The sequence below is a fragment of the Mesorhizobium sp. M1163 genome (assembly GCF_040318415.1).
Classification (GTDB): domain Bacteria; phylum Pseudomonadota; class Alphaproteobacteria; order Rhizobiales; family Rhizobiaceae; genus Mesorhizobium.
In genome coordinates this window covers 214120-240813 of the sequence record NZ_JAMYMF010000002.1, presented here as the reverse complement: position 1 = coordinate 240813, position 26694 = coordinate 214120, and the positions used below count along the sequence as shown (strand labels likewise).

20 protein-coding genes are annotated in these 26694 nt (G+C 58.7%); 14 read left to right on the top strand and 6 right to left on the bottom strand.

The window, feature by feature from the left end; genetic code table 11:
- Nucleotides 1-3: 3 nt before the first annotated feature.
- The 3 genes from NKH43_RS03160 to NKH43_RS03150 all read right to left on the bottom strand — a co-directional run bounded on the left by NKH43_RS03160 (nt 4) and on the right by NKH43_RS03150 (nt 4342).
- The gene (locus tag NKH43_RS03160) at nt 4-2001 is read right to left on the bottom strand and encodes a calcium-binding protein (protein WP_352856548.1); all 1998 of its coding nucleotides are present in this window, start codon (nt 1999-2001) and stop codon (nt 4-6) included.
- Between the two features lie 381 nt (nt 2002-2382).
- Nucleotides 2383-3492 carry an acyltransferase family protein gene (locus tag NKH43_RS03155; RefSeq protein ID WP_352856546.1) on the bottom strand — a complete coding sequence of 370 codons (1110 nt, stop codon included), beginning with the start codon at nt 3490-3492 and terminating at the stop codon, nt 2383-2385.
- A 64-nt stretch (nt 3493-3556) separates the two neighbouring features.
- A complete protein-coding gene (locus NKH43_RS03150; RefSeq protein WP_352856544.1) occupies nt 3557-4342 on the bottom strand; it encodes a class I SAM-dependent methyltransferase in 786 nt (261 codons plus the stop codon).
- A gap of 490 nt (nt 4343-4832) precedes the next feature.
- Here NKH43_RS03150 and NKH43_RS03145 point away from each other — a divergent pair, with 490 nt between their 5' ends.
- The 8 genes from NKH43_RS03145 (at nt 4833) to NKH43_RS03110 (ending at nt 16003) form a co-directional block, all read left to right on the top strand.
- Nucleotides 4833-5543, top strand: coding sequence for an AAA family ATPase (locus tag NKH43_RS03145; RefSeq protein WP_023718570.1), 711 nt, complete (start codon nt 4833-4835; stop codon nt 5541-5543).
- Between the two features lie 89 nt (nt 5544-5632).
- Nucleotides 5633-6913: a hypothetical protein gene (locus NKH43_RS03140; RefSeq protein ID WP_502906448.1), complete on the top strand. Its 1281-nt coding sequence runs from the start codon at nt 5633-5635 to the stop codon at nt 6911-6913.
- Between the two features lie 278 nt (nt 6914-7191).
- The gene (locus NKH43_RS03135) at nt 7192-7425 is read left to right on the top strand and encodes a Trm112 family protein (RefSeq protein WP_352856542.1); all 234 of its coding nucleotides are present in this window, start codon (nt 7192-7194) and stop codon (nt 7423-7425) included.
- 337 nt (nt 7426-7762) lie between these two features.
- The gene (locus NKH43_RS03130; protein WP_352856540.1) at nt 7763-8986 is read left to right on the top strand and encodes a glycosyltransferase family 4 protein; all 1224 of its coding nucleotides are present in this window, start codon (nt 7763-7765) and stop codon (nt 8984-8986) included.
- The gene (locus tag NKH43_RS03125) at nt 8983-10239 is read left to right on the top strand and encodes an O-antigen ligase family protein (protein ID WP_352856539.1); all 1257 of its coding nucleotides are present in this window, start codon (nt 8983-8985) and stop codon (nt 10237-10239) included. Before NKH43_RS03130 ends, NKH43_RS03125 begins: the two co-directional genes overlap by 4 nt.
- Nucleotides 10240-10243: 4 nt before the next feature.
- Complete coding sequence (gene asnB / locus NKH43_RS03120) at nt 10244-12241, top strand: asparagine synthase (glutamine-hydrolyzing) (protein ID WP_352856640.1); 1998 nt, start codon at nt 10244-10246, stop codon at nt 12239-12241.
- A 1-nt stretch (nt 12242) separates the two neighbouring features.
- The gene (locus NKH43_RS03115) at nt 12243-14465 is read left to right on the top strand and encodes a GumC family protein (RefSeq protein WP_352856537.1); all 2223 of its coding nucleotides are present in this window, start codon (nt 12243-12245) and stop codon (nt 14463-14465) included.
- Entirely contained in the window at nt 14462-16003 is a 1542-nt protein-coding gene (locus NKH43_RS03110; protein WP_352856535.1) for a lipopolysaccharide biosynthesis protein, read from the top strand. Before NKH43_RS03115 ends, NKH43_RS03110 begins: the two co-directional genes overlap by 4 nt.
- A gap of 181 nt (nt 16004-16184) precedes the next feature.
- Here NKH43_RS03110 and NKH43_RS03105 read toward each other — a convergent pair whose 3' ends face one another.
- Nucleotides 16185-17267: an NAD-dependent epimerase gene (locus NKH43_RS03105; RefSeq protein WP_352856533.1), complete on the bottom strand. Its 1083-nt coding sequence runs from the start codon at nt 17265-17267 to the stop codon at nt 16185-16187.
- 305 nt (nt 17268-17572) lie between these two features.
- Nucleotides 17573-18283 carry a helix-turn-helix transcriptional regulator gene (locus NKH43_RS03100; protein WP_031193850.1) on the bottom strand — a complete coding sequence of 237 codons (711 nt, stop codon included), beginning with the start codon at nt 18281-18283 and terminating at the stop codon, nt 17573-17575.
- 289 nt (nt 18284-18572) lie between these two features.
- Between NKH43_RS03100 and NKH43_RS03095 the strand changes: the two genes are divergently transcribed.
- On the top strand, nt 18573-20312 hold the full coding sequence (locus NKH43_RS03095; RefSeq protein WP_352856531.1) for a sensor histidine kinase: 1740 nt from the start codon (nt 18573-18575) through the stop codon (nt 20310-20312).
- 182 nt (nt 20313-20494) lie between these two features.
- Here NKH43_RS03095 and NKH43_RS03090 read toward each other — a convergent pair whose 3' ends face one another.
- Nucleotides 20495-21169, bottom strand: a complete 675-nt coding sequence (locus NKH43_RS03090; RefSeq protein ID WP_352484593.1) for a LuxR C-terminal-related transcriptional regulator — start codon at nt 21167-21169, stop codon at nt 20495-20497.
- Between the two features lie 511 nt (nt 21170-21680).
- On the opposite strand from NKH43_RS03090, the gene NKH43_RS03085 reads away from it, so the two are divergent.
- The 5 genes from NKH43_RS03085 (at nt 21681) to NKH43_RS03065 (ending at nt 26666) form a co-directional block, all read left to right on the top strand.
- Nucleotides 21681-22403: a nucleotidyltransferase family protein gene (locus tag NKH43_RS03085; protein WP_031193847.1), complete on the top strand. Its 723-nt coding sequence runs from the start codon at nt 21681-21683 to the stop codon at nt 22401-22403.
- Nucleotides 22404-22450: 47 nt separating this feature from the next.
- Nucleotides 22451-23587 (top strand): DegT/DnrJ/EryC1/StrS family aminotransferase, encoded by a 1137-nt coding sequence (locus tag NKH43_RS03080; protein WP_352589439.1) that lies wholly within the window; start codon nt 22451-22453, stop codon nt 23585-23587.
- Nucleotides 23584-24258: a sugar transferase gene (locus NKH43_RS03075; protein ID WP_031193846.1), complete on the top strand. Its 675-nt coding sequence runs from the start codon at nt 23584-23586 to the stop codon at nt 24256-24258. Before NKH43_RS03080 ends, NKH43_RS03075 begins: the two co-directional genes overlap by 4 nt.
- 74 nt (nt 24259-24332) lie before the next feature.
- Nucleotides 24333-25337, top strand: a complete 1005-nt coding sequence (locus NKH43_RS03070) for an SDR family NAD(P)-dependent oxidoreductase (protein ID WP_023718555.1) — start codon at nt 24333-24335, stop codon at nt 25335-25337.
- A gap of 66 nt (nt 25338-25403) precedes the next feature.
- The gene (locus NKH43_RS03065; RefSeq protein ID WP_023718554.1) at nt 25404-26666 is read left to right on the top strand and encodes a polysaccharide biosynthesis/export family protein; all 1263 of its coding nucleotides are present in this window, start codon (nt 25404-25406) and stop codon (nt 26664-26666) included.
- Nucleotides 26667-26694 lie beyond the last annotated feature (28 nt).

Genomic DNA, 26694 nt, shown 5'->3' with positions numbered 1-26694 from the left:
AGATCACAAAGACTGATGCTGCCACGGGAAATGGGTAGCGAGCTGCGCTTGAGCTGCGCCGCCGAGGGCGTCGCCGTCGATGGAGAGCGATCCGGTTGAACTGTCGAAGATGACATGGTGGGAACCATCATCGGCAGCCACACCGGCAGAGGAGGCGTGTGATGAATGCCCTCCCGACTTGAGCTCGGCAAGAGCGGCGTGATCGAGGTGGAGTCTTTCCTGGAGCTTGCTGAAATCGAAGGCATCGTTGCCTCCGTGCTGACCGGACAGGATCTCGGCGGCGCCGCCGTTTCTTGCCTGGGCGCCGACATTTTCACCGCCCTGGACGGTCTGGGCGAACCCGTGGCCGGTCAGGTTGGTTGCAGTTCTGTCGGAGTGGTTGTTGGTGGCGAGAAACTCCGAGCCGGCCGAAAGAGCATGGCTCAACGCAGCCAACACCCGGTCAACGCCGCTGCCCAAATCGTCCATCTTGTTGCCGCTAGTGTCGGCATGGGAGGCGTCGTTGCCGCTATGGCCCGCTATTTTGTCGGCGCTTGCACTTGCATGGGAGGCATCACCGATCGCTTTTCCGTGACTGGTCGTGCGGTCAGAAGTCGCGGCTCCAGCAGAACTACTATCGTTGGTGCTAGCGTCGGAAGGCGCGGTGACGGTAGCAGTCGCAGGAGACCTGCCATGGCTGGTGATGGGGTCGGAAGCCGCCACAGCAGAGCCATCGGTAGTGGCGGCGCCGGAAGACACAGTTGCGGTGGAACTGCTATCGCCGCTGGTGGCCTCGGCATGGCCGGCGGCAGTCGAGGCGCCATCGCTGGGGGTGGCCTCGGCAGGCGCAGTCGAGGCGCCATCGCTGGGGGTGGCCTCGGCAGGCGCAGTCGAGGCGCTATCGCCGGTGGTGGCCTCGGCAGGGGCAGTTGAGGCGCTATCGCTGGGGGCGGCTTCGGAAGGGGCGGGGGCAGTCGAGGCGCTGTCGCTGGGGGCGGCCTCGGCATGGGCGGCAGTCGAGGCGCCATCGCTGGGGGTGGCCTCGGTAGGAGCGGTCGAGGCGCTGTCGCCGGTGGTAGTCTCTGCAAGGGCGGGGGCAGTTGAGGCGCTATCGCTGGGGGTGGCCTCTGACGGGGTCGTGGCAGTCGAGGCGCTATCGCCGGTGGTGGCTTCGGAAGGGGCGATGGCAGTCGAGGTGCCATCGCTGGCAGTGGCTTCGGAAGGGATGCTCGCTGTAGAGCTGGGATCAGTAGCCGCGGCTTCGGAAGGAGCAGTCCCGGCAGTGCTGAGATTGTGTTCCCGGAAAACGGCCTGCAGTTCCGAAGAGCTCTCCAACGCTGTGTCGCCTCGCTGCGAACCCCAGGCGTATGCGTAGTCGAAGGCGGGTGACGGAACCAGCTTGGCCCAGTGGTCCATCATGGTTTCCATCTGGGTGGCGGTGGGCACGACATATTTGCCACCCATGTCGGTGTTATAGTCGCCACCTCCAAACGTCTGGTAGCCTGGAATGATCTTGCTTGTCGGGATGCCCGATGCCTGAGCGGCGGCGACGAATTTGTCGATCATGTTGTAGTCGACCGCGCCATCCGTGCGGACAGGATAGACATCCACGCCGTAGTAATCGATACCCGTATTGGCGGGATTGTAGGTGTTCGAAAAATCTGGATTCGCCGACGTCCCCAGGCTCATCATCGTGATATAGGTCTTGGCATCCGGCACATTGGAATGAATCCAGTCGGATTCTGCCTTCAGATTTGCGGCAGAGGCGTAGGTACCCCATTGGCCGGTGGGATCCGGCTCGTCAACCAGGAAGAATCCGAACAGCTTTGGATTACCGATGAAGGGCGTGACCTTGTCGACAAAGGAGGAGGTTACTCCGTCGGTTTCGTTCAGATAGACCATGCCTTTCATACCGTCCGGCAGCGCATTGAGTTGGTCAACGGATGAAACGTCAGCCAGATTGAATCCGGCTTGAGCAATTTCCGTGCCCGATCCACCTGACGTGTAATGCAGAGTTGTCATCCAATATTCCTTTTTCTGTTTCGACAGCGCCCTACCTACAGACTGCGTATATTAGCGCCAAATCACATACCGGCACCCCGTGAGAGAAACTTTGATCGTAAGTTGATACACACAGTGCGACCTTCTCCCCGATAAGCCCTTCGATGCGGTGCCAGGTCGCAAGAGAGTCCTGCGCCATGTGCCGGACCTGGCGTGCGCTATTTGAAGTGCGCTTCGCTGCTCTTGAAGCCTCGTCATGCGGGGTGCTGGGGAATCGGCTGAGCCGTCAATGAAACCGGAAGCGGGACACATCCAGTGTGCCGTACAGCGTGCCAAGCCCGGATACCCCGGTGTTTCGCGATTAACGCGAATCTTTCTGGGACACCCGCCGAGCGCCTCTGATCACGATGTTCGTGCGGACGAAGTTGGCCGGATTGGCTGCGAGGCTGGTGCAAGGCGATATATCCCAGACACCAGAGCGCGAACGAGCGGCTTGCGTACCGGCGTCTCGATGAAGCGCCAGACGAGAAAAGAGGCAAGAAGAGTCCCGGCAAAGACAACGAAGAATGCGGCGTTCTTTCCGACATGCGGCGCCAGCGCGTTAAGCGAGATGTAGCCAATATACTGATGCAAAAGATACAGCGGATAAGTCAATCCTCCGAGCATCATGACAACCTTGGATGGAGCAATCACCGAGCGGAGCAGTATCGCGCCAGAGAAGACTCCGTAGACCACTATATTGGCAGCGAGGAGAGCAGGATACGAAATGGCAGCGCCAAAGTGCTCATGCATCCAGTTGTGAGAGAAGATTATGGTCTGGCAAGACACCAGGAATGCGACGGCAAGAAGCAGGAACGCAGCCGGCGAACGGCCCCTTGCAACGATGTCTTCCGCGAGGATGCCGGCGGCAAACAAAGGCGCATAGTTTGTAATAAAGAGAATGCGTATCACCGCGTTCTCAAAGAAGAACTCGTTGCTTGCCGAAATTGCGAGCCAGATGGCAGCGATAGGTATTTTCCAGCGCTGAAAGGCACCCGCAAAGATCAGCACTGCAACCCAGCCGTAGAACAGGATCTCGAGCATGATCGACCAGTAGGCCCCATCCATGGATGGTCTGCCGAAGAGGCGGGCGAACATAGAGAGATTGGCTACATAGGTCGCAATATCGGTCGGAAAACGCTGGTCTTTGGCGACGACGAGAACAACAAAAGTTGCGGTCATGCAGACGAGGAATCCGGGATAAAGCCGGGCGAACCGGGCGACCGCGAATTCCTGCCAGGTTCGACCTTCGGCCGACCACGCGATGACGAAACCGCTGATCAGGAAAAACAGATTGACGCCGAGATAGCCATAGATGGCGTAAGGTGCTGCGGCAGCATATTCCACATCGAGACTTCCGGCGATCGCGCCACCAAAAAGATAATGATAGAGCACGACCGCGAGGGCTGCGGCCAAGCGCAGCAGGTCGAGTGATGCCATGCGCGCCGGAATGGCCTTGCCTGCCGGTTCCACAGCCACCTCCCGTCGCCGTTTCAGCTTTTGACACCCATCAGCGGCTTGATCCGCAATGCCAGTGCTAACGCAAAGGCTGCAAACCGGCGGCAGGCCATGCCTTTACCTTCTCAAGTACGAACAGCTGCTCGCAGGACAGGAACCGGAGGACGCTGAAAGAGCGTACCAGTTCGAGCCCCGCCTCTGCGAAATCCTGTCGTGCAACGTTAAGATTGACGGGATGAGGCGCCGACAGCCTTCCGGTGATTATCTTCCGCAGCCTTAGTCGCATTCTCTGGAGGTGGGTGCCAACGCCGTAGGATACAATCAGACGACGGCTGGCAACGCGCGCGAGCTCCATGATAATGTCGCGCCTGAGATGTGGCGGGATAAGATGGATGAGGCGAAGACAGACCACCGTGTCAAAGCTTTCGTCAGCGAACGGCAGTTGCGTCACGTCACATCGGATGAATCCCCGAAATCCGGGCTGACCTTCATATGCTGACTTAGCCAGGGCCATCATTTCCATTGAAATGTCTGCAGCCAGCACCTGACAATCATGCCGGCCCAGCACGCCAGCCAGCTTCCCGGTTCCGCATGGGATATCGAGCACCTGAGATGGAGGCGGGCTGCACCTCTCCAGCGCCTTGGCGATGCAGCGCTGCTCCCGTCGCGCAATGACGTAGGATGCAATTGTAGACAGCTTCAAGCGGCCTGCATATCCGTCCAGGTACCAGCTCGCAAAGCTCGGATCCTGATATCTCTGCTTTGTTGGGAGATCATAGGCCGCGGCCGCGACTTCGGCGTCGTAACTAGTAGGCATAGCGGCCGTAGCCCCTGCTGACGGATATGACTTGAGGTCCTCGCTCATCTGCCCGCTTTCATACGATTTCTCCTGAGATGGAATCGAAGATTTTTTGTCCAACATATTCATTGGATGCCCCACCAAGCTGTTCTATTGGCGATAGAGGCGGCAAAAGATCAGTTCTGATGGGTCCATCGCAGAGGTAAGGTTTCCAGAAGGCTGGGTGTCTCGCATCCCCCGAACGGATGAGACATGCCGAACTTATGACTGCTGAGCCCCGTGGAGGTGCGCTGGGGCATAGGGCTACTGCACAGCCCTGTCGGGGACGGAACGGCAAACGGATGGAAGGGCAATCGGGAAGGATAGTGACCGAAACGCACTCCTTCCATTCACGATTATGGCCTTCGTCATATCCTAACGTGACCACACCGTCATTCATACGGATGGCGCGAATTCCTGGCTCGTCGGCTAGACATCCCGGGAAGAGATGGGCGTTCGCTTCAGCAAATGGGCATAACATCACTGCCGGAAGGCTTCCCTCAGTCTGGATTGAAAGATGATCTTGGAGCTATTTGGGCCGTCCGGTGCTGGTAAGACGACGTTGGCGTGCGAGCTGGTGCACGTTCTGCGAGCTCAGGGCTACTCTGTTGTTTTGCAGACCGGCGACCGTCGACACCCGGTTAGAAGAGCCGCCTTCAAACTAGTTTCCGGCTTGCATTCAAAGTGGATTGGACAGCGTTCTCTCGGTGCAGAAGTGCTTAAGATCCTTCCACCCAAGAATGAGCTGTGGGCGGCTCGTCTGAACTGGCATCTTGAAGCTCTTCTACAAGCCTGGCGCGCAGCAATAGCGTCCAAGGACACGATCTCAATTTTTGACCAGGGTATGGTGCAATTCGTGTGCTCGCTGGTTTTGTTCAGCGGCATAACGGATCGTGAAAGGGTGTCGTGCGCCCTCGAGCTTCTACCCAAACCGGACCTGCTTGTCCGATTGCAGGCGCCACGAGAGATTCTAGAGGCGCGGCTGAGGGAACGCCGGCGTAATCTCGGCATCATTCAGAAGTTCCTCGAAGTTGATTTGCAGAGCAGTCTTGATCATATCGACCACGTTAATCTTATCGAGGAACAACTTGGATCGTTCCCGGTACCGACAACTTGCGTTGAAAGCTTAGATTCAGACGGGCTCGCTGCCGCCACCGAAATAATAGCGCGTGGAGTAATCGACAAGTTTGGCGCGGCCCGGGCGAAATTTAAAAGGGTTGAAGCTTAGAGAGATACGGTTTTGAAGCGTCGAGAAGAAGGTATCCAATAAAAACGGAAATCGAACTATTGAGACGGAACCGAGCGAGTTGACATGACATGCGCTTTTTTTGCTACCAAACTGTCTTGGCGTTGACGCTAGCTGCCAGCGCGACGTCCATATATATGCATGGGGCGGTGAGTGGAGAGGACGTCGCATCGACAAAGTTCATCGCGCCAGTGGCTATGGACCTGCCGGATTACCTGCACGCGGCGAAGGATGCGGCATTTGGCACAACTTTCACGCGAATAACCAAACCCGGGATCCTCGGCGCCGGCATCGCATGCGGGAGCAAATATTGCAGCCACCGCTATTCGAGCGCTCAGGCCTGGAATTCGGATCAGAGCCTTCTTGTCATCAGCAACGGCTGCGGCGGCTTATGCTTCCTGGATGGGCGCACCTACGCTCCGCTTTTTCGCCGTGTTCGATCGATCGAATGCGAATGGCACCCTCGCGATCCCGACCTGATGATCTGCGTGGGTGGTCGGAAAATCTCGACGTGGGCGCCACGCACCAATCATGAGGAGGTCCTGTTTGTTTCGACTGACAGTAGCGATCTCCAGTTCGGCCCTTATAAAGGGAATCCGAGCCGTGACGGCAGCCGTATAGCCGTGCGCGCGGTTCGCGGGGACGGCAAAGCGGTCGTCTTTGCCTACGATCTCAAACAGCGGTGGAAGTTTCCGGAAATCGATCTCGCACAGCTTGTCGGGACCAACAGCGCCTGCTCAATCTCGCCGCTAGGCGTCAACATCTTATGCATTCAGTACCTAAAAGACGAAACTGAACAGACGTTCATCTTTTCGGTTGACGGCGTTCTGCGCCAAAAATGGACCGAGCATCATCGGCCTGGCCATGGGGACATGACAGTCGATGCCGACGGCAGCGAAATCTATGTGGGGATCAGTAAATCCGATCCGGACATATTCCAGGTGATCAAGCGAAGGCTGTCAGATGGGAAAGTCACCTCGCTGATGAGATATGGCGAAGCACAGCATGCATCGCTCAGGTCACTGGACAGGCCGGGTTGGGTGTTCCTTAGCTATTCCGGCGACCCGGACGAAGTATCGAAATATCCGAATTGGGCGCCGTATGCGCGGGAAGTCATCGCGCTGCGCATCGACGGCAGCGGAGAGGTTCGACGTATTGTGCAGACGAAGAACGCTCCATTCGACTACTGGAGTGAGACCCACGCCTCGCCGTCCCCAGACGGTTCACAGGTGGTCTGGTCAAGCAATTGGGGAGTACCCGGCGGTCCGGTTTACGATTTCGTCGCCCGTATTGACTGGCCGGAACGGTCAAACACTGGCTCGAGAGCATTAACCGCGAGCGGTCTTCAATAACGCAACCTTCCGGTCACCTATCACGGTTGTCTCCGATCGTGCTTACCCATTGTGCGTTCAACACCTCACCTCCAACTTCGCCGCCACGCAGCTCCGTCCAATGTCAATTCATTCAAACAGACGACGACAGGTGGCCAAGCCTGCACCTACCGTGAAAGTGCAGTTTGCAAGGCTTATGACACTTGCCGGAACTCTACGATTTACAGAAATGACTCGAACGTCGGGTGATGGCTTTTGTGCGAAAGACGCTCGCGTCGGAGCCGAGAAAGGAATAGCAGATGGATGCGGATAGGCGAGCCGAAGAGAATGCCTCTTTCAATCCTGAGTTGTTGAAACGGTTAGTATGCCCAGTGACCAAAGGCTCACTTGCCTGGGATGGGGATCGCGACGAACTCGTATCGAAGAGCGCAGGACTTGCCTACCCGGTACGCGACGGCATTCCGATCCTGCTAGCATCGGAGGCACGGGCGATCATCTCCCGCGTGGTCAAATTTCGCGCATCCAGAGGATGAGCCAGCCGCGCAAATTAGGCGGCATTCCGACGGCAACCAGCACCAAGACAGGAAAGTGCCGCGGAGCGCGAGCCGTTTGTCAACGGACCACTCCGTGCTCGGGCATCTGGGCAGTGCCGACCTTTTTGATGCAACGCGCGGCTACCTGAACCGGCTGGGCACGGCGATCCGTTTCCGGGACACGGTGTGTGTCATTCAAACAGACGAGGACAGTGGCAAGGCCTGCCCCTACCGTGATCTTGGGCGTGATGGGTAACGAAACCAACACTATGAAAGCAAATTCAACGGCCGGCCACTTCGCGCGATCGGGCTACGGCGAACGGTCAGGAGACGCAGGATGAATCCGCACCTCGTGTGTGTTGGAGGCGAGGATCACGCCCTGCGAATCCCCTTCCTGATGTCGCTGCGAGAGAAGGGATTCCAGGTTACTGCGGTTTCGAGCGGCGGTGAAGCCGCATTCCTGCGGCATGGCATTCCGCATCGCAGCTACGGTTTCGACCGCTTTTCCAGCAGCAGCGGGGAATGGGCCGCCATCAAAACCATTCGAAAGCTGATGGCGGAACTCCGGCCGGATATTATCCAAAGCTTCGACACCAAGCCCAACCTGGCGACGCCACTTGCGGTGCGCGGGAGCGTTCCAGTCGTGCGCACAATCAACGGTCTGGGCTGGACGTTCTCGTCCCTGGAACCGCGCGCCCTGGCCCTGCGCCCAATCTTTTGCGGACTGCAATGGCTTTCGTCCTTATGGACGGCCGCTACGGTGTTCCAAAATCGGGACGATCAGTCATTCTTTGAACGCTACCGACTGATCATACGTGGCAGCGGACGAGTGATCCGCAGTTCTGGAATCGACGTCGATGCGTTCGCCATGGCAAGGCATCTTGCCCCGTCGGCGATGAAAATGCGCGAGGAGCTTGGGCTCCAATCCGCCGAGATCGTAATTTTTGTCGGCCGGCTAACTCGCCAGAAAGGCATCCCGACACTCCTCAAGGCAGTCCCTCGCATTTTGGCTGAAAGGCCCGATGCCCGTTTCGTGCTTGTCGGGCCATTGGAATCCGAGGGCCCATTTGCGGTGGACAAGGCGGAGATTGATCGACATGCGCCCCATGTCATCGCCTTGGGCCCACGACGCGACGTTCCTGCCCTGCTTGGCATGGCCGATCTGTTCGCCTTTCCGACACAATATCGCGAAGGGATTCCGCGCGTCCTGCTGGAGGCAGGGCTTGCAGGATTGCCTATCGTCGCCTCAAGGATGCCTGGCTGCAATGAGGTGGTCGAAGACGGATGGAACGGCCATCTCGTCCCACCGCACGATCCGAACAGCCTTGCATCTCGAATTATAGACCTCTTGTCCGACCGCCGGAAAGGAAGGACCATGGGCGCTCGCTCTGTCGAGCTGGTCCGGACGCAGTTCTCGCTGCCCTGGGTGGTCGAGCAATATTGCGATCTCTACGACAATGTCCTTAGCGCCAAATCCCATGGCGGCTTCGCTCGACCGGCGTCGCCCGCGTTGCTTGAAGAGGCTGCTGCAAACCGCGCATTGGGTGGAGCGCGCCGATGATCCGCGATGCGTTGCTGGCCTGCGGCGTTGCGATGTCCTATGCGGCGCAGCTCACCATTCCGGGAGTGCCACTCGGCTATGGCGAGCTGTTTCTCGCGCTTTGGATCATGCTGTCGATCGGCCGGGTGCTCGCCGGCGGTCATTTGGTAGTCAGGCCCGCCCTGATCCGTGTCGCGGGCTTCTGGCTGATCATGACGCTTGCTCTGGGGATTGGCACCATCGTCGGCTATCTGACCACGGTGCTGTACCTGTCGGTGGTGATGCACGATATGATAGCCTACCTGCTGCTGATCTGCGTCACCTGCCTAGCCGCCGCGGAGCCCGAGGCTGATCGTCATCTGCGCAGTACTGCCTGGTGGGTGGTCGCGATCGCGAATGCAGGCTTTATTGTTCAGCTGGCACTTGGATGGGGTTGGATCCACCAATCCGGCGTCGATCCGTGGTACTGGGATCGCTTCCGCGGCTGGTCCGAGAACCCGAACCAGCTCGCGCTCTATTGTGCACTCTTTGGCCCATTCGCCTTGCATCTTGCGACGACGACAAGCAATCCGTGGGCGAGATTGGCCGGGCTCAGCAGCCTTATCCTGACCATCTATATCGGAAGGCTGACGAAGAGTGATACCTATCTGTACACGACAGTCCTGGCCTGCTTGATATTTCTTGGGCTGAGGGTTCGGACATGGCTCGCAACCGGTGACGGCAAGGCCAGCTTTTCCCGGCAAGTTACCCTCCTGTTGATGATTGGCTTCCTTCCGTTGGCCTTGTCGATGACGCCCTACATTCTCACGGAAGCGGGCAGCGTCGAACAGTTCGCCTTAAGTCTCACCAAGGACAAGGGCGGCGACGCAACCGCCGAAACCGCCGCACTTCGCCTCCATCTCTGGGGAGATGCATTGGGCAAGGGCCTGACGTCAGGATCCCTGGGCCTTGGTCCTGGGCCGCATCTGGAGCGCCCGCCCATTTCCTACAGCCAGTTTCTGCCCCGGCCTTTCGAGGCTCACAACACGATTCTCGATCTATACACTCAAGGTGGTTTGATTGCGGTCCTAGCCCTGGCCTGGATTGTCGGCGCGGCGGCTTTATGCGCATGGCGTGCAAAGCTCGATGCCCTGTTCGTGCTCGTCGTGTCGATCGTTATCTTCGGGATGCCACATCTGATCATCCGCCATCCAATCGTGTGGTTTGCGCTGACCATTTGCCTTGTTGCCGGAACGCCGCGAACGGTTTCGGCAACCTCGAGCGACCGGAGGTGATGGCATGTGTGGGATTGCCGGAATTCTCCTTGCACCCGATGCAGCCAGTGCCAGGCCGCTCACGGCCATAGGGCAGATGACGACGGGCCTTCGTCATCGCGGGCCTGATGGTGAAGGCTTCTGGGTCAACCGTGAAGCCGGCATCGCCTTCGGCCACAGGCGTTTGGCTATCGTCGACCTATCGGAGGCGGGACGCCAACCAATGCATTCGGCAAGTGGCCGATATGCCATTACGTTCAACGGCGAGATCTACAATTTCCGCGATCTGCGCCGCGAACTTGAAGGCGCTGGCCATCGGTTCCGTGGCGCCAGCGATACCGAAGTCATGCTGTGCGCAATCGAGAGTTGGGGTCTCGACACCGCACTGACGCGCCTCGCTGGCATGTTCGCATTTGGATTGTGGGATCTGAAGACCAGGACCCTCCATCTCGCCCGCGACCGAATGGGCAAAAAGCCGCTCTATGTTGCTGCAACACGCGATGCGCTTGTTTTTGCCTCCGAGTTGAAGGCGATCAATCGTTTTCCAGGGTTCTGTCAGGAGCTCGATCTCGACGCGGCTGCGACGATGCTTTCGAAGGGATGGGTGCCGGGTAACAGTTGCATCTGGCAAGGCGTATTCAAGTTACCTCCTGGCTCGGTTCTGTCTGTGACGGCGGCAGATTTTGCCGAGGCGCGCAGTGCCGCATCCCTTTCGCAACGCGTCCGACACTGGTGGTCGCTGCCTGAAGTCGCCGCGAACGGTGGACTGAATCCAATCGCCGGCACCGACGAAGAACTGACCGACGAACTCGACGACCTGCTGCGACTTGCCGTTCGGGAACGCATGGTAGCCGATGTGCCGCTGGGTGCCTTTCTGTCTGGTGGCATCGACAGCTCCGCCGTTGTGGCGCTGATGCAGGCTCAGTCGCCGAAGCCGGTGCGCACATTCACGATTGCTTTCGGAGAAGGCGGGTTTGATGAGGCTCCCCACGCCGCGGAGGTTGCGCGGCATCTGGGCACCAATCATACTGAACTACACCTTTCGGCCGCCGCTGCGCGCGAGGTCATTCCAGAATTGCCGCAGATCTGGGACGAGCCGTTCGCCGACGAATCGCAGATACCAACTTTGCTGGTGGCGCGGCTCGCCCGCCAGCATGTTACCGTGGCCCTGTCAGGCGACGGTGGCGATGAATGCTTCGCCGGTTACGCCCGCCACTTCATGGCGGCGCGGTTGAAACGACAGCATGCGCTGCCGTCGCCGCTGCGTCACACGCTTGCTGCAGGGGTCGAATTGCTGGCCCGTGCGGCGCGCTACGATCTCGTCAGCAAGCTGCCGCTTTCGGCGAGTGCACGGCTCGCGCTGCGGAGCGATCGGCTGCACCGCCTCGCTCGGCTGCTCGCCGCAGCAGATGAGGACGAATTGTATCAACGGCTGACCGGAGTATCGACCGAGAGCCTCACACTCCACAAGCCGCCCACATCAATTCAAGAGTCACCCCGGCTTGATGGCCTGCTGTCCCGTCTCTTGTACGACGACATGGCCGGCTACCTGCCCGACGATATACTGGTGAAGTTGGACCGCGCCAGCATGGCCAACAGCCTCGAGGGCCGGTGCCCGCTTCTCGACCATCGGGTTGTCGAATTCGCTTGGCGGCTGCCCGCACATGCGAAGGTTCGCAATGGCAAAGGCAAGTGGATACTTCGTCAGTTGCTGAGCCGCTATCTTCCGCAACGGCTGATCGACCGGCCGAAGCAGGGTTTCGATGTTCCCATAGCGGTCTGGCTGAGAGGCCCGTTGCGCGACTGGGCCAGCGATCTGGTCGCCGATATGCGCCTCTCCGGAGATGGGATCTTCGACTTTGCGAAGGTCGCGATGTGCTGGCGCGACCACCTTGACGGAAGACAGGACCATTCTCGTGATTTGTGGCCCGCATTGATGTTCCAGGCCTGGCGCAACGAGGCCGGGCGGCCCCCAGGGCCGGCAACGGGCATGTCTACAGTGCTCGAACTGACAGGAGTATAAGATGGAAGGTTCCATAGTCAGCCGCATTCACCTTCCGCGCGCCACTGAAATGCACGTGCCGACGCGCGAGATCAACCCGCGCATGAGGCCATTCCTGCGCGAACAGATCGACGCGCAGACCCCCTTCCATCAACTCCTTATTACCGTCGCGAGGAGAAAATGGTTCCTGCTTGCAATGGTGATTTTGGGCGGTGTGTTGGCTGGGCTTGCGGGTTTTGCGCGTCCCGTCCTGTTCGAGTCGACCGCACAGGTGATTGTCGATGCTCCTGGCAGGAATGCGGCTCCCGGAGGCGCAGATTCTGCGCAGGAGATGCTGGATGCGAGCATTGATGACCACTTAACCATGCTCTCTTCGCAGGGGCATCTGCGTCGCGTGGTGGCAGCCCTGCGCAAGACAGAGGTTGGTAACATTGCTGAGCAAGGGGATGTCGTAACCGGAAATTCACGCCCCGCTCCGGCCGGCGGCGACTTGCAGAACATACGCACCTTCGCAGCCGGTCTGCTGGAAAGCATTTGGCCGCAGGGCAAGCCGGCGGCCGCCGATGAAGACGAACTCAAGGCATTACGGAAGGGCATGAGGGTTGGACAGGAACTGCGATCAAGAGTGATCACGGTCGGCTTTACCGACAACGATCCGGCGCGAGCCGCCCTTGTGGCCAATACGTTCGTCCAAGTATACATCGACGATCTCGCACAGAAGCGCAGGGCGTCAGACAGACTGGAACTCGCCTCGATCGTCGCTAGCCTACCGGTCGTACAAAGCGACTTGGCGAAAGCAACCGACCGCCTGGAAAAGTATCGGCTGAGCCATGGCGCGGTCGATCAAGGTGCGGCGGACAACGCTGCCAAGGAGACAGCCGAGCTCAGCCAGCAGATATCTTTGTCGAAGGCGGATCTCTCCGCAACGGAATCTCGCCTTCAACACATCGAGGCTTTGCGAAAGGAAGGAGCATCGGTCGCGGCGCTCGCCGAAGCGATCGGGTCACCGGTACTGGCCGACATGGCGGCTCGCCAAGCCAACGACAATGCGGATGCGGGCCTGAGTACTGCAATCAACCGCGAGATCGAACAAGGCACTGCTCGCATTGCTGCGGAGGCGAACATCTACCGTGCCCAGATTGCGACTCTGGAGGGGCGCAAGAATGTGCTTGATGCGGTGGTGGCCGACACAGCCGGCCGGCTTTCCGGCTTGCGTGCGCTCGAGCCGCAGGTCAGCATCTTGACGCAGCGATACAACCAGCTACTCACGCAACAACAGGATCTGGTGCAGCGTATCGCAACTCCCTTGCCCGGAGTCTCGATCCTTTCAGCGGCGTGGCCGCCGACGAATCCAAAAACCCTGCCGCCCATCTTCCTTATTCCGCCCGGCATGATCGTGTTTGGTCTCATTGGCGGGATCTTCGTGATGGTCCGCAGCCGCCTCAATCAGACCTTGTGCGGCGAGGCCGAAGCTGAAGCCGCGCTCAGGGTCCCATGCCTGGGCCTGATACCGGAAGCGCCCACAATACACGCGAAACGACTACAGCAGCTGGTTCTTGGCCAACGAAAATCCAGCTACAGCCGAGCCATCACTTCCCTCCTCGTCACCGTGACACTCAACAAGGCGAGGGGCCGCGCTTCGCACGTCATCCTCGTAACGTCCAGTATCCGGCATGATGGCAAGACCGAGCTTGCATGGAGCCTGGCGTTGGCAGCTACCCGACTTGGGGGACGAGTGCTTTTTCTCGATGTTGACAGCACGGGCGCCCGCCTCACGAACGAGTTCCTGAACGAATTCGGCGCGCTCCGGCCGCATAAATCCTTTGGAGACTATATGAACGACCGTTGTCCCCTGCACGACGCGGTCACGGGAATGCCTGAAATTGGAATCGACTTCATGGCGCTGGCACCATCAGAGGATCTGCTGCCGCAGCTGTCGATGATCGACGGATCCCTGGTCACAGATGAGCTGCGCTCAATCTACAGCGTCGTCATTATAAATGGACCGCTGGGACTTGGAGGACCTGAGGCCAGGCTACTGACGGGCTGGGCTGACGCGGTTCTGTTCGCCGTTCGCTGGGGCAGGACGCGTCGCAGCATCGCGCGCGGTGTTCTGCAGCTGCTGACGGAGGACGAGACGGCTCAGGTCCCCGTAGGCAGCGTTCTCACGCACGTCAATCTACAGAAACACGCTGGCTATCGGTTTGGAGACAGCGCAGATCTCTTGCTCGAGAGAACATCATGAGTGTCACATGCGGGCTTCCGCGTAACGACCGTCGCGGCAGTCAGTCTGTCGAGCGGAAGATAATATCGAAGAGTTCGCAGACCGGAGTTGGGCCCGCCGGCGCAAGAGACATCGACGATTGCAGCGATCCGAAGCTCGCCCGCTTCCCTGCGGCCTCCGTTGCTCCAACAAATATGGTTTTGCGGCACAAGGAGGACACGGGCCGGGGTCTCGGCTATGCCAGCATCTTCGCTCTTTTGGTCTATATCGGGGGTGCGGGCTTGACCAGCTTGGCGCAGTTATTGATTGCGCGCATCGTTGGCTCCACCAGCTATGGCATCTACTCCTATGTTCTGGCCTGGACCTCGGTGCTTGCCTATCTTGCAACGCTTGGGTTCCATGTATCCTTGCTGCGTTTCGTCTCCGCCTACAGTGCCAAAGGGCGGCTTGACCTGGTACACGGGGTAGTCAGGTTTGCTCTGCAAAGGTCGCTGGCGGCAGCGACACTATTCGGCATCATTGGCGCCGCCTTGGTCTTTTTCTTTTCGGATTCTTCTCACAAGGAGCTTCAAACCAGCCAGCTGCTAGGCATGGCAGCAGTGCCTTTGGTCACCGCCTACGCGTTGGGCGCAACACTTGTTCGTGCTTTCGGCGGCGGTGTCTCGGCCCTCCTGCCGGAACGCATCGTGCGCGACGGCCTATTGTTGACGTTGCTGGGAATGGCGGTCTTATCCGGATCATGGACCCCCAACGCACCCCTGGTGATGCAGGCGGTGCTGGCAAGTTCAGCCATCACGGTCGGCCTGGTGTTCATCATGGCGGCAAAATTTCAGCCGCCCGGCTTGCGGCAGGTTCAGCCAGGCAACGAGTCGCGGGAATGGTGGTCCGCGGTTCCGCCAATGATGCTCATGGCCGGGCTCGATGTTTTCATCAGCCGGGCCGGGGTCATGGTGCTGGGCTGGACGCATCACATTCGCGAAGCGGGCATTTTCGCCTTGGGATTGAACGTCGCATTGCTTGTGAGCCTTTCCCTGGTCGCTGTCTCGACGATGTTTGCGCCGACAGCGGCCGCCCTTCATGCCCGAGGCGATCGGATGGCTCTGCAGCAGCTTTTTTCACGGGCCGCCCTACTTTCCTCTGGCGGCGCCATAGCGATGGCCATCCCGATGCTTGCGATTATTGAACCTCTGTTGAGCTGGTTCGGCGGAGATTTCAGTACAGCGGCACCCGTCGCGCGGATACTCATTCTCGGATATGTCTTTGTCGCGCTATGCGGACCCCAGATGCTCCTCTTGATGATGACTGGAAACGAATGGGCGGCAGCCGCAACCATGATCGCCGGCGCCGCGGCCAGCATCATGGGCTGTGCCGCAGGAATTGCGCTCTACGGCGCGCCGGGCGCCGCAGTGGGCCTCGCGCTTGCGTTGGCGATTTGGAATGTGGCGATGTCGATTTATATCAGCAAACGGCTGAAAATTATCCCTGGGCTGATCTTTGCGCTGGCGTCGCTCAGAACGCGCGCAGTCGACGGCCAGCCGCCTCATTGGTTCCTGCGCTGATCTGATGTTATCGCGCCCGATACTCGACGGCATCAGCGTTCAGAAATTTCGAGTCCAAGATTGTGTCGGATAGAGGCTGGCGGGGGCGGCTTTGGGGCCGACACTCGCTTTATTCTCTGTCCGAAAAAATGCGAAATCTCAAATTTGCCGAGTGGCAGATCGTTGCCCGACAAGGCGCGGCCTACACCGTGGCCTCATCATTCACCGACGTTTGTTGCCGTATGCTGACCGCGGCATCCGTTCCATGAAAGTCCCGGTACCATTCGACAAAGCGTTGCACTCCGTCCTCAAGCGGTGTCGCCGGGGCGAAGCCGACGGCCTTGCGGAGATCGCTGACGTCGGCGCGCGTCTCCAGAACGTCGCCAGGCGGCAACGGCACATCCACGCGAAGCGCCCGGCTGCCAAGGGCGGTCTCGATGATCGAAATCAGCCGGTTGATCTCCTCGGGCCGGTCGTTGCCGATATTGTAGACGCGACACGGCGCGGAACTTGTAGCAGGGTCGGCGGTGCAAGGGTCCCAATTCGGATCGGGCCGCGGCGGTGCAGCGAGTGCCCGAACCACGCCCTCAGCGATATCGTCGACATAGGTGAAGTCTCGCCAGACGCGGCCGGCATTGGCTACTTCGATTGGCTTGCCCTCGATGATCGCGCGCGTGAACAAATAGACCGCCATGTCGGGCCTGCCCCAGGGGCCATAAACGGTAAAGAAGCGCAGTCCCGTCACGGGCAGGTCGAACAAATGGCTGTAGGAATGCGCCATGAATTCATTCGAACGCTTGGTGGCGGCGTAGAAGCTGACGGGATGATCGGCGCCGTGGTGCTCGGAAAACGGTATGGTTCGATTTAAGCCATAGACGGAGCTCGAGGAGGCGTAGACGAGATGACTGACGCCGTAATGCCGGCAGCCCTCAAGGACGTTTAGAAACCCCACTATGTTCGATTGCACGTAGGCGTGCGGGTCAACAATTGAATGACGCACGCCGGCCTGAGCCGCGAGATGGACAAAGTGTGAGGGGCGAACGTTTGAAAACAGCAACTGAACGCGCGCGGCATCCGCCAGATCCATTCGTATCGGCGTGAACTCCGCCTCGCTACAGAGGCGTGCAAACCGCGCTTCCTTGAGCCGCAGATCGTAATAGGGTGTGAAATTGTCGACGCCCACGACTTTGACACCCAGACGCAAAAGCCGCGAGGCCACGTGAAAACCAATGAAACCTGCTGCGCCGGTGACGACGATCGGTCCTGTCCGTGCAAGTCTCTTCACCGCTTGATCCGAACGCGATCGGGCGATTTCCACTTTCTCCGCTGCGGCAAGGACAGACTCGCTGCATAGATCGTTGTCCAACTTGTTGCCTTTCGAATTCCGTTCGACAGTACCGAATTGCCGGTCCGAGATTCCAGATTCCGATATTTACGTCAGCGCATCGAACCTGGTGGAGTTCAGGTAATGTCGGTGCCACGAACCGCGCAACGCGATGCGCGACCTGCCAAATCATGACACTCCAAATTGCGTCGTCTGGATCCCGGACGGACGCCGGCGTCCGGCGATTGCATTTAAGTGGCGGGCCCTTATGGCAGGACCGAAATACGCCCAAGAAGGGCCACCAGTTCCGCCTGGCGTTTCGTTTCGGTCTTGGCGAACAGCGAGGCAAGCTGGGAACGGATCGTGGTGCGGCTGAGACGCCAGCTGCGAGCGATCTCCAAAGGTGCGTCGCCCTGAGCCAAACGCAAGGCGAGGTGCGTTTCTGCGCTCGTCAAGCCAAACATTCTTTGCAACGTGCGAGGATTTGGCCCCGACCTGTTGTCCCGGTCCAGCAACGCCACGATGCTCGTTCCGTCGGGAGCAATAACTCCGTTCTCGTTCAGTATCACCGGCCGGTCGCCCCTGCTGCGGATTACCACCCAGGATAACGAGCCCGGCAGGAATTGGCCCGGAACATTCGCGATCAGCCGCCTTAGGGCGGCCGTAAGCCCGCTCGCCGTGTCAGCCGCTTCGCCCTGGCGCTCAAGCGTGGTTTGGGCGGCTGCGTTCCACTCGACTACTTTTCTTTCGCGATTCAGCACGAGATAGCCACAGCCAATGCGATCAAGCACGCCGGTTATGGATTCCAGACTACGGCCTTTTGGTTCCCCGAGCCTTGCGTCCAATGGATCCGATGCGCGATCGGGAAGGTGACCAGAAGAGGGTCGCGTATTCCGCGCGTCAAAATCGTACTTGGTCCTCGTAGCAATGTACCTACCGCCCGAAGAAGCATCAACATGTCTATCGATCAGATTCATTTTCTACCCCTAACCCAAAGTTTCACACACGCCCGAAAATAAGTATTCGGGATTCGGATAGTCTTTTATGTTTAGATGGATTCTAGTCTTCTATGCGCTGACGGATAACGTGTTCATCACCACCTTGAAAACTCAATATGATCTGACAGTTCTAAGGCAGCTCATAGCCCCTGCTGCATCCGATAAAATGCGCGCTATGATAGCGGTATGGCAATCCGGCAGTGGTACTAAGCTGTACGTTTTTTGCTCTAGTCTCGACGGGCTAGTCAGAAGGTTGTAGTCTGTGTCCATGAGCTCGCAGTCGCGCAGGTCGAATTCGAACCCGTCGGGCAGATTGCTAACTCATATTGCCTCTGCATCCGTACTAGCTGCCACACTGATATTTGAAATAAAATCGTCAGCCTATATTGGGCAAGGCGCCAGTTTTCTGGAATTTGTTCCGGCTATTATTATTATCGCTTATCTCGAAGATCGTGCGCCTGCGCTCGCTGCGACCATTCTGATGGTGGCGGTCGGCCTTTGGGCGCGAGGATACGATCAGATTTCAAATGGCGATTGGGCACGCGCAATCCTGCTTCTGGTTTCGGGTGGGGTGATTGCCATGACGTTCCATCGCCTGCGGCAGGACTTGCGTGAGCTGCTGGAAGTCGCGGAGGCCAGGCTCGCTGCCGTCGAGGCGACCGAAAGCCGCTATCGTTGGGCCTTCGAACGTGCTGCCATGGGATTCGCGAACACCAACGAGAAAGGTGAGTTGCTGCAATCCAACAGACGCCTTTGTGAGATGACCGGGTACAAGGAGGAGGAGCTTTCCCAATTGCAGCTCGATACGCTCGCCCACCCGAACGACCGGGACACCTTGGCGCAATTGTTGGCGGGCCTAGGCAACGACATTGCTTCGTTCGTTTCGGAGGTCCGTCTTTTAAGAAAGGACGGTACGGCATTCTGGGCCAGGCTAACGCTTTCTTCGTCCGTGCCCGAGGGGGGACTCTCGGAGAGCATCTTCGTGGTGGTCGACGATATTTCGGAACGACGAGCTGTTCACGAAGCGCTTCGGGCTCAGAAGGAATGGCTAGACCTCGCTCTGTCTGCTGGACGCTTGGCCACGTGGCGGATCGACCTTAAAGACGGGACAGTCACAGGCTCGGACACGTTCTGGGACGTTCTCGGCTTGGCCCAGGCCAATAGCCGCAGTTTGGAGGAACTATCAGCTGTCGTTCATCCGGCGGACTGGCCAAAGCTGGCGGCATCGAGAAAGTCCGCATCATCGGTCATGAATTACGATGTCGAGATACGCGTCCGCCGACCGGACGGGCATATCCGCTGGGTTGCCCTGCGCGGAAGGGAGGAAGGACATGATGATGGAGGACAGCGGCTTGGAGTGGCTGCCGACCTGAGCGAGAGACGACAAACCACGCTGCTGCGCGCCGCGGCAAAGAAGCGGGAGCGCATTATGCTCGAACAACGCCACAGGTTCGGCAACGTTTTCGCGGTGATCACGGCGCTCGTGAAAATGGTCGATGTTCCTGGAAACAATGTTGCCAAATACAAGGAAATGCTGATCGACCGGATACGCGCGCTCGAGGCAACCCATCTGCTTCTTTCACGCAACGGCAGCGTATCGGGGGCGCTAAACGATCTCGTTGCTCAAGAGTTGCAACCATATATGGGAACACGCGCCATATCGGTCAGCGGTCCTTCCGTGGTGATGTCGGGAGGGGCCGCCGAGAGTTTTGCAATGATCGTCCACGAGCTTGCCACCAATTCCATGAAATATGGAGCGCTTGGCGATCCAAAAGGCCGGATCGACGTAAGCTGGACATTTGCACCTGAAGACACAGGCAGTGAGATCGTGTTCGAGTGGGTGGAATCGGGACGGCGGCGGACCTCGAGCGTAGTCCGTCATGGCTTCGGTTCCATGATAATCGGAGTAGATGGAGCGCCGCTCGTCGGTCACTCTCCCAAACTGGAAATGACTGACCACGGGTTGCGGTATTCGCTGCGGCTGTCACGCAAGGAAATCGGATCCTAGTGCAGTGCTCCGATCGAAAAGCAGATACCTAAAAGACGCGTCGCGCTGAATGGCCTTGGAGATGCGCTTAGGTTCTTTTCCAGGGATGTCGTTGGCCAAAGGCCGCAGCGCAGTTTCGGTATATGCAGTATATGCATGAAAGCTTGGGCGCCGTTTGCATGTCCAAAAGGACGCGCGGCGCTCTAGCTGGCATGTCTCGAAAGCCATGTCTTCAGCATAACCGCAGCTTCTGTCCGATTGCGTACCCCCAACTCACGCAGGACCGCAGCAGCGTGGATTTTCGTGGTCGCCTCTGCGATTTCCAGGTCGCGAGCAATTTCCTTGTTTGAATAGCCTTCCGCCATCAGCTTGAGGACTTCCTTTTGCCTCGAGGTCAGCCTGCCAAGGTTGAGGCCTGTGGTACGTCGCTGTGGGCCTTTCTCGGAGTGTGTATGCGCGTGGGTTGTTTGCGTTGCACCCGGGCGTGACAGAAGTGCAGGAACATAGATGCGGCCGGAGAGGATTTCATTGACAGCCAAAACGACCTCTTCGTCCGTCTGCGACTTTACGATGTAGCCGTGAAGCCCGATCGAAAGAGCCGTGAGTATTTCCGAGCGTGAATCGTTTCCGGAAACGATCGCAAATCGCGTGTCCGGATAGGCGGACAGGATCCCGCCGAGCACCTCCTGATTGAACAGGCCCGGCATATTCAGGTCCAGGATCGCAAGATCCACGAACGATTGCTCTGCCAGCAAACTGAGCACCGCGTCGAAACAAGACGCTTCAAATATCTCCACACCTGGAATGCCTGCGGTCAGTGCCAATCGCAAGCCACGACGATACAAGCCGTGATCGTCGGCGATGACGATTCGATACATTGAACTACCCCAACGCGTATCTGAATGGATTGAACGGTGATGGGCCTGAAAGTCGTAGCCATTCACTCGTCGATTCATCCAGCCGACGCCGCGGCACCCCAACGCCGCAAACGCCAGATTTCTAATATAATCTTAAATGACGGGAAACGCTCCTCTTTTTTTGCCCCTTGTGAGCGAAACCCGCCGAACGTCGTCGAACATGTGTTCTGACCTCTTGGAAAGCTGACAGACCGGCTGGTCGTTCAGCACTGCCATAGGTCTGTAGGTATAGAACAGCAAAACGGCTGAATTGTTACCATTCGAATGCACGACGACATCCACCCCGACGGCCACATACCATCCAGATGCAATGTCCGGATCAGGGATCGGTGGGGAAATCTCACCGGTCTTCTACGGGAAATCTCACCGGTTCTTCTGAGGGGACAAGAACGCGTTTCCCGGGTGCTGACCAGGGTAGGATAACCGGCCCGTGACGATGGCGTTCAGGCCGAATGAACAAGGGAGGACTAGGATGAAAGCGGTGATTCAATGTGGTGGAATGGGAACACGCCTCCGCCCCTTCACTTCGATCTTGCCGAAGCCGCTCATGCCGATCGGTGCACGGCCGGTTCTCGAGATGCTTCTGAAATGGTTGCGACGCAACGGTATTCAGGAAGTCTATATTACAACCGGGTATCTCGGCCACTTGATCCGCACCGTGTGTGGAGATGGCTCGCAGTGGAACCTGAAAATTCGATACACGCAGGAGATGGAGCCGCTGGGCACCATCGGGCCATTGTCTTTGATCAGGGACGAACTGACGGAGCCATTCATCGTTCTCAATGGCGATGTCCTTACGGATCTAAGCCTCAGTCGATTTGTAGCAGCGCACCGTAAGCACACCGATCCAGTGACGATCGCAACAGCCTGTCGCCTGATCAAGATGGATTTCGGCGTCATCGACGAAGTCGACAATACCGTGCAGACCTTTCGCGAGAAACCGACGCTGTCGCATCTGGTCAGCATGGGGATTTACTGCATGAATCCAGACGTTCTGCAGTTCATCCCGTCCGGCATACCCTTTGGGTTCGACGACCTGATGCTCCAGATGATGCAGAACGGCACAACCGTGCACGTGTACAAGCATGAAGGTCTCTGGCTCGATATCGGGCGCGTCGACGACTTTCAGAACGCACAGACCATTTCCTGGGAAGACCAGTCGGCCTCGATCGAGGTCACTGCGACGGCTGCATGATGAAGTCACCAGCGCGGTTCCCACAGTTATCAGTCTAGGAGGTTGTGATGCTCTTGGTCAGTGCCCCGATCTTGGGTGTGCCGGAGAAGACTGCTTTGACCAAGGTCATCGACAGCGGCTGGCTGACCATGGGGGAGCAGGTACGAGCCTTCGAACAAGCCTTTGCCGACGTGCATGGTGCGGAGGATTGCGTCGCGGTCAGTTCTTGTACCGCAGCGCTTCATCTCATTTTGCACGCACTTGGTATCGGCCCGGGCGACGAGGTGCTGGTCCCATCCTTGACTTTCGTGGCGACCGCAAATGCGGTCCTCTATGTTGGTGCGACCCCCGTTTTCGTCGACATCGAGTCGGCCGATGTGCCGCTGATGTCCATCGCGGAAGCCGAAGCGAAATGCACGGCCCGCACCAAGGCAGTCATTCTCGTCCATTTCGCCGGCTACCTCGCCGATCGGGAACAATGGCAGAAGTTCGCCCGTGCCCGTGGGCTGCATATCGTCGAGGACGCGGCGCATGCGCCCGGCCTGAAGGAGGTGGGGACATTTGGTGCCGCGGCCGCCTTCAGCTTCTACGGCAACAAGAACATGACCACGGCGGAAGGCGGGGCGGTGATTGCCAGGGATGCCGGTCTGCTCGAGACGATCCGCCAGGCGCGTGGACATGGGATGACCACCGGGACACGTCAAAGGCTGAACAGCCGCACCCCGCAGTATGATGTCACCATGCTCGGATTCAATTATCGCATGGATGAATTGCGGGCTGCGATCGGATTGGTCCAGCTGCAAAATCTTCAGGAGTGGAATGAGATCAGGCGTATCCTGGTGATGCTGTATCGCCGTCTCATCGCGAAGCATTGCCCGGCCGTGACCATCCCGTTCCACGAGCCGCGGACGTCGGCCTACCACATCATGCCTATCCTTTTGCCGCGTTACGCCGACAGGCAAGACGTCATCGACGCACTGCGCGCGCAAGGGATACAAACCACTATCCACTACCCGCCGGTGCACCAGATGACGCTCTATCGTGAGCTCATTCCCGGTACTCATTTACCGCGCACGGAAGATTTCGCCCAGCGCGAACTCACTGTACCGCTGCATCCGCAGATCACCGCACCTTTGGTCGAAACGGTAGTGGTCGCTCTTGCCGCGGCGGTCAATAACTGCGCTCAGACAGGAACAGCCGCATGAATGCCCTGGACCTAGCCATTCACCGTCCTAACGTCTCGAGCGCCGCCCATGGGGCTGTGAGACGAGCAATCGATCTCGTCATTGCTGCAGCCGCGGCGATCGTCTTCGCTCCGCTGATGCTGCTGATTGCCCTGGCGCTGCTGCTGGAAGGCGGTCGGCCAATCTTCTTTACGCAGACCCGCGTCGGGGCCGGTGCTCGCCCATTCCGCATGTACAAATTCCGCAAATTCAGAGTGCGATGCGATCCCGGTGGCCTGGCGCTGACCATGGCCGATGACAGCCGCATGACGCCAATCGGGCGGTTCCTCGCCGCCACCAAATTCGACGAGCTGCCGCAGCTATGGAATGTCTTCAGAGGCGAGATGGCAATCATCGGTCCACGCCCGGAGAGCCTTGCCTTTGCCGATTGTTTTCGTGGGGGCTTTGAGGACATTTTACAATACAAGCCAGGCTTGTTGGGTCCGGCCCAGGTTCTCTTCCGGAATGAAGCGCATTTTTATCCGCGATCCGTGGACCCGCTATTGTTCTACCGCCAGGTTCTGTTTCCTGCCAAGGCCAGGCTCGACCTTTCCTATTATCCGCAGCGCACGATCGTCTCTGATGTCGTCTGGATGGTGCGCGGCTTGCTGGCGGTGCTTGGCGTCGTTTCGCCGCCGCCGATCGGAACGTGAGAGCAGGTGGAATACCCGCGCTCTCGTGGATTTGCAAAGTCAGTGCCTCACGTCATAGGGGGAACGCTTGGGTCATGGCATACAAGGGCAGGAAAGTTCTGGTTACCGGTGCCGATGGGTTCATCGGGTCGCATCTCACCGAAGCACTCGTCCGTAGCGGCGCGGACGTCACTGCGCTGGCTCTCTACAATTCGTTCGACAGCCACGGCTGGCTGGACGATTTGCCGGACACCATTCGAAGCCAGCTGAACCTCATCCGCGGTGATGTTCGTGACAGCGCGTTCCTTAACCGGATCGTGCGTGGCCAGGCGGTGGTGTTTCATCTCGCCGCACTGATCGCGATCCCATATTCGTATGCCGCGGCCCAGTCCTATGTAGAAACCAACATCCTGGGCACGGTCAACGTCCTCGAAGCGGCGCGGCAATGGGAGACGGAGCGGGTGGTGCACACCTCGACAAGCGAGGTTTATGGCACCGCGCTGACAATGCCCATCAGCGAATCACACCCGTTGCAGGGACAGTCACCATATTCGGCATCCAAGATCGGTGCGGACATGATGGCGGAGTCGTACGCCAGATCGTTCGACGTCCCCGTGGTCATCATGCGGCCCTTCAATACGTATGGCCCACGCCAGAGCGAGCGAGCCATCGTACCGACCATCATACGTCAGGCTCTCGACAAGAAATGCTCGGCGATCATGGTGGGAGACACCAGCCCGATCCGCGATCTTACTTTCGTGGAAGACACTGCGGCGGCGTTTTTGACCGCAGGTTCGGCCGAGCTCGAATTTGGCCATGCCTACAATGCCGGAAGCCAGCGCGCCGTGACGATCTCGGACATATTGGATCTGGTGGTCGAGTTGAGTGGCTGCAAGAAACCAATTCACCGCGACGAGCGCCGCCTGCGGCCGCAGAATTCAGAGGTGCGTGCCTTGCTGGCTGATTCTTCGCTCCTCGAAAGCAAGACTGGATGGCGCGCCCAGACCAGCCTGCGCGAAGGGTTGGAGCGGACCATCGGATGGTGGCAGGGACGCCTCAGCGAAGGCCGGGTGCGCCATGAGATGGGTTACATGACATGAGCTTTCGCCTGGGTGGATTGGCTCCGCAGTTGTCGCTGGATTCGAACCAGAAGGAGATTGTCACCAATGGTCCTTGTTAACCGAATCCTTCTTGTCGTGCTCGGCATGCTGGCTGCCATGGATACGGCCGCTGCAGCGGAAGCGCAGGTCGCCTATCGACTTTCCGCCGGCGACACCGTCGAGATAGGAATTGCCTCCATCCCGGAGCGAACGCAACGTGCCGTGGTCCAGATGGACGGCACGATCGCGCTTCCCGAAGTCGGGATGGTTTCGGTGGGCGGCCTAAGCCCGGCCGAACTGCAAACACGCATGCAGACGATCCTGCCAACCAAGATATTCCACCATCGTCTGCCTGACGGGCGGGAGCAAATGATCGTCATCAAGCCGACAGACGTGACCGCCGTGGTCGCAGAATATCGGCCGATCTATGTGACAGGGGATGTGCTCACTCCCGGACAGCAGGCCTACCGGCCGCTGATGACCGTGCGGCAGGCGATTGCCGTGTCAGGTGGTTTCAGCCTTTTGCGGTCCCGGGCAAACCAGGTTGGCCCCGATCCGGTGGATCTGCGGCGCGATTACGAATCGCTTTGGGGGGAATACACGAGAGACTACTATCACAGCGCCCGCATTCGCGCCGAACTTCAGGGCAAATCGAGCTTCGACATGCAGCCACCACAAGGATCGCCCTTGCCGGCAGTTTTTGCATCGGCGATCGCCCAGGCCGAAGCAGAAGGGCTGAAGCTCTCGTTGGACAACTTCCAGCAAGAGCAGAGCTTTCTCGATAAAAGTGGCAAGGATGCCGCTGCACAAACCGAGACCTTGCTCAAACGCGAGCAGGCCGAAGCGGATGGCGTGAAGGCGGACGAAGACGAGCTGGCGCGCGTAAGGAAAGCGTTCGAGTCCGGAAATCTCACCAATAACCGGCTCGCCGACGTCCGGCGCGCTTTGGTACTCTCTTCCAGCCGGGCACTCGAAACGTCGGTTGAACTTATGAGAGCACGACGTCAGCAGGCTGATTTTGCCAGACAGCACGAACGCAATGACAACCAAAGAAGGATAGGTCTGCTGACTGAGTTGAAAGATACCAATGTGCGTCTTGCCGACATCAATGCAAGACTTCGCGCCGCCAGCCAGAAGTTGCAGCCCACGGGAGCTGCCGCCCTGCCGTTGCCGGTTGCCGGTGAGACGATCCAAGCCGAGGTCACGATCGTTCGCAGGGTCGGCGAAGAATGGCGGAAACAGCCGGCCCAAGAAGACACCGAGGTCATGCCAGGAGACACGATCGAGGTAAGGTTCAGCAGCGCTCTCGAGAGCGCGGCGATCCGATAGATCGGCTGCGCCTCGAGCCAAGCGGCCG

What these genes read in the sequence shown, in the direction of transcription:
- NKH43_RS03065 (WP_023718554.1), top strand. Translation starts at nt 25,404, where the DNA reads ATGGTCCTTGTTAACCGAATCCTTCTTGTCGTGCTCGGCATGCTGGCT.
- NKH43_RS03125 (WP_352856539.1), top strand. Translation starts at nt 8,983, where the DNA reads ATGATCCGCGATGCGTTGCTGGCCTGCGGCGTTGCGATGTCCTATGCG.
- NKH43_RS03085 (WP_031193847.1), top strand. Translation starts at nt 21,681, where the DNA reads ATGAAAGCGGTGATTCAATGTGGTGGAATGGGAACACGCCTCCGCCCC.
- NKH43_RS03135 (WP_352856542.1), top strand. Translation starts at nt 7,192, where the DNA reads ATGGATGCGGATAGGCGAGCCGAAGAGAATGCCTCTTTCAATCCTGAG.
- NKH43_RS03150 (WP_352856544.1), bottom strand. Translation starts at nt 4,342, where the DNA reads ATGAGCGAGGACCTCAAGTCATATCCGTCAGCAGGGGCTACGGCCGCT.
- NKH43_RS03100 (WP_031193850.1), bottom strand. Translation starts at nt 18,283, where the DNA reads ATGAATCTGATCGATAGACATGTTGATGCTTCTTCGGGCGGTAGGTAC.
- NKH43_RS03115 (WP_352856537.1), top strand. Translation starts at nt 12,243, where the DNA reads ATGGAAGGTTCCATAGTCAGCCGCATTCACCTTCCGCGCGCCACTGAA.
- NKH43_RS03130 (WP_352856540.1), top strand. Translation starts at nt 7,763, where the DNA reads ATGAATCCGCACCTCGTGTGTGTTGGAGGCGAGGATCACGCCCTGCGA.
- NKH43_RS03090 (WP_352484593.1), bottom strand. Translation starts at nt 21,169, where the DNA reads ATGTATCGAATCGTCATCGCCGACGATCACGGCTTGTATCGTCGTGGC.
- NKH43_RS03160 (WP_352856548.1), bottom strand. Translation starts at nt 2,001, where the DNA reads ATGACAACTCTGCATTACACGTCAGGTGGATCGGGCACGGAAATTGCT.
- NKH43_RS03070 (WP_023718555.1), top strand. Translation starts at nt 24,333, where the DNA reads ATGGCATACAAGGGCAGGAAAGTTCTGGTTACCGGTGCCGATGGGTTC.
- NKH43_RS03095 (WP_352856531.1), top strand. Translation starts at nt 18,573, where the DNA reads ATGAGCTCGCAGTCGCGCAGGTCGAATTCGAACCCGTCGGGCAGATTG.
- NKH43_RS03075 (WP_031193846.1), top strand. Translation starts at nt 23,584, where the DNA reads ATGAATGCCCTGGACCTAGCCATTCACCGTCCTAACGTCTCGAGCGCC.
- NKH43_RS03080 (WP_352589439.1), top strand. Translation starts at nt 22,451, where the DNA reads ATGCTCTTGGTCAGTGCCCCGATCTTGGGTGTGCCGGAGAAGACTGCT.
- NKH43_RS03145 (WP_023718570.1), top strand. Translation starts at nt 4,833, where the DNA reads ATGATCTTGGAGCTATTTGGGCCGTCCGGTGCTGGTAAGACGACGTTG.
- asnB (WP_352856640.1), top strand. Translation starts at nt 10,244, where the DNA reads ATGTGTGGGATTGCCGGAATTCTCCTTGCACCCGATGCAGCCAGTGCC.
- NKH43_RS03140 (WP_502906448.1), top strand. Translation starts at nt 5,633, where the DNA reads ATGCGCTTTTTTTGCTACCAAACTGTCTTGGCGTTGACGCTAGCTGCC.
- NKH43_RS03110 (WP_352856535.1), top strand. Translation starts at nt 14,462, where the DNA reads ATGAGTGTCACATGCGGGCTTCCGCGTAACGACCGTCGCGGCAGTCAG.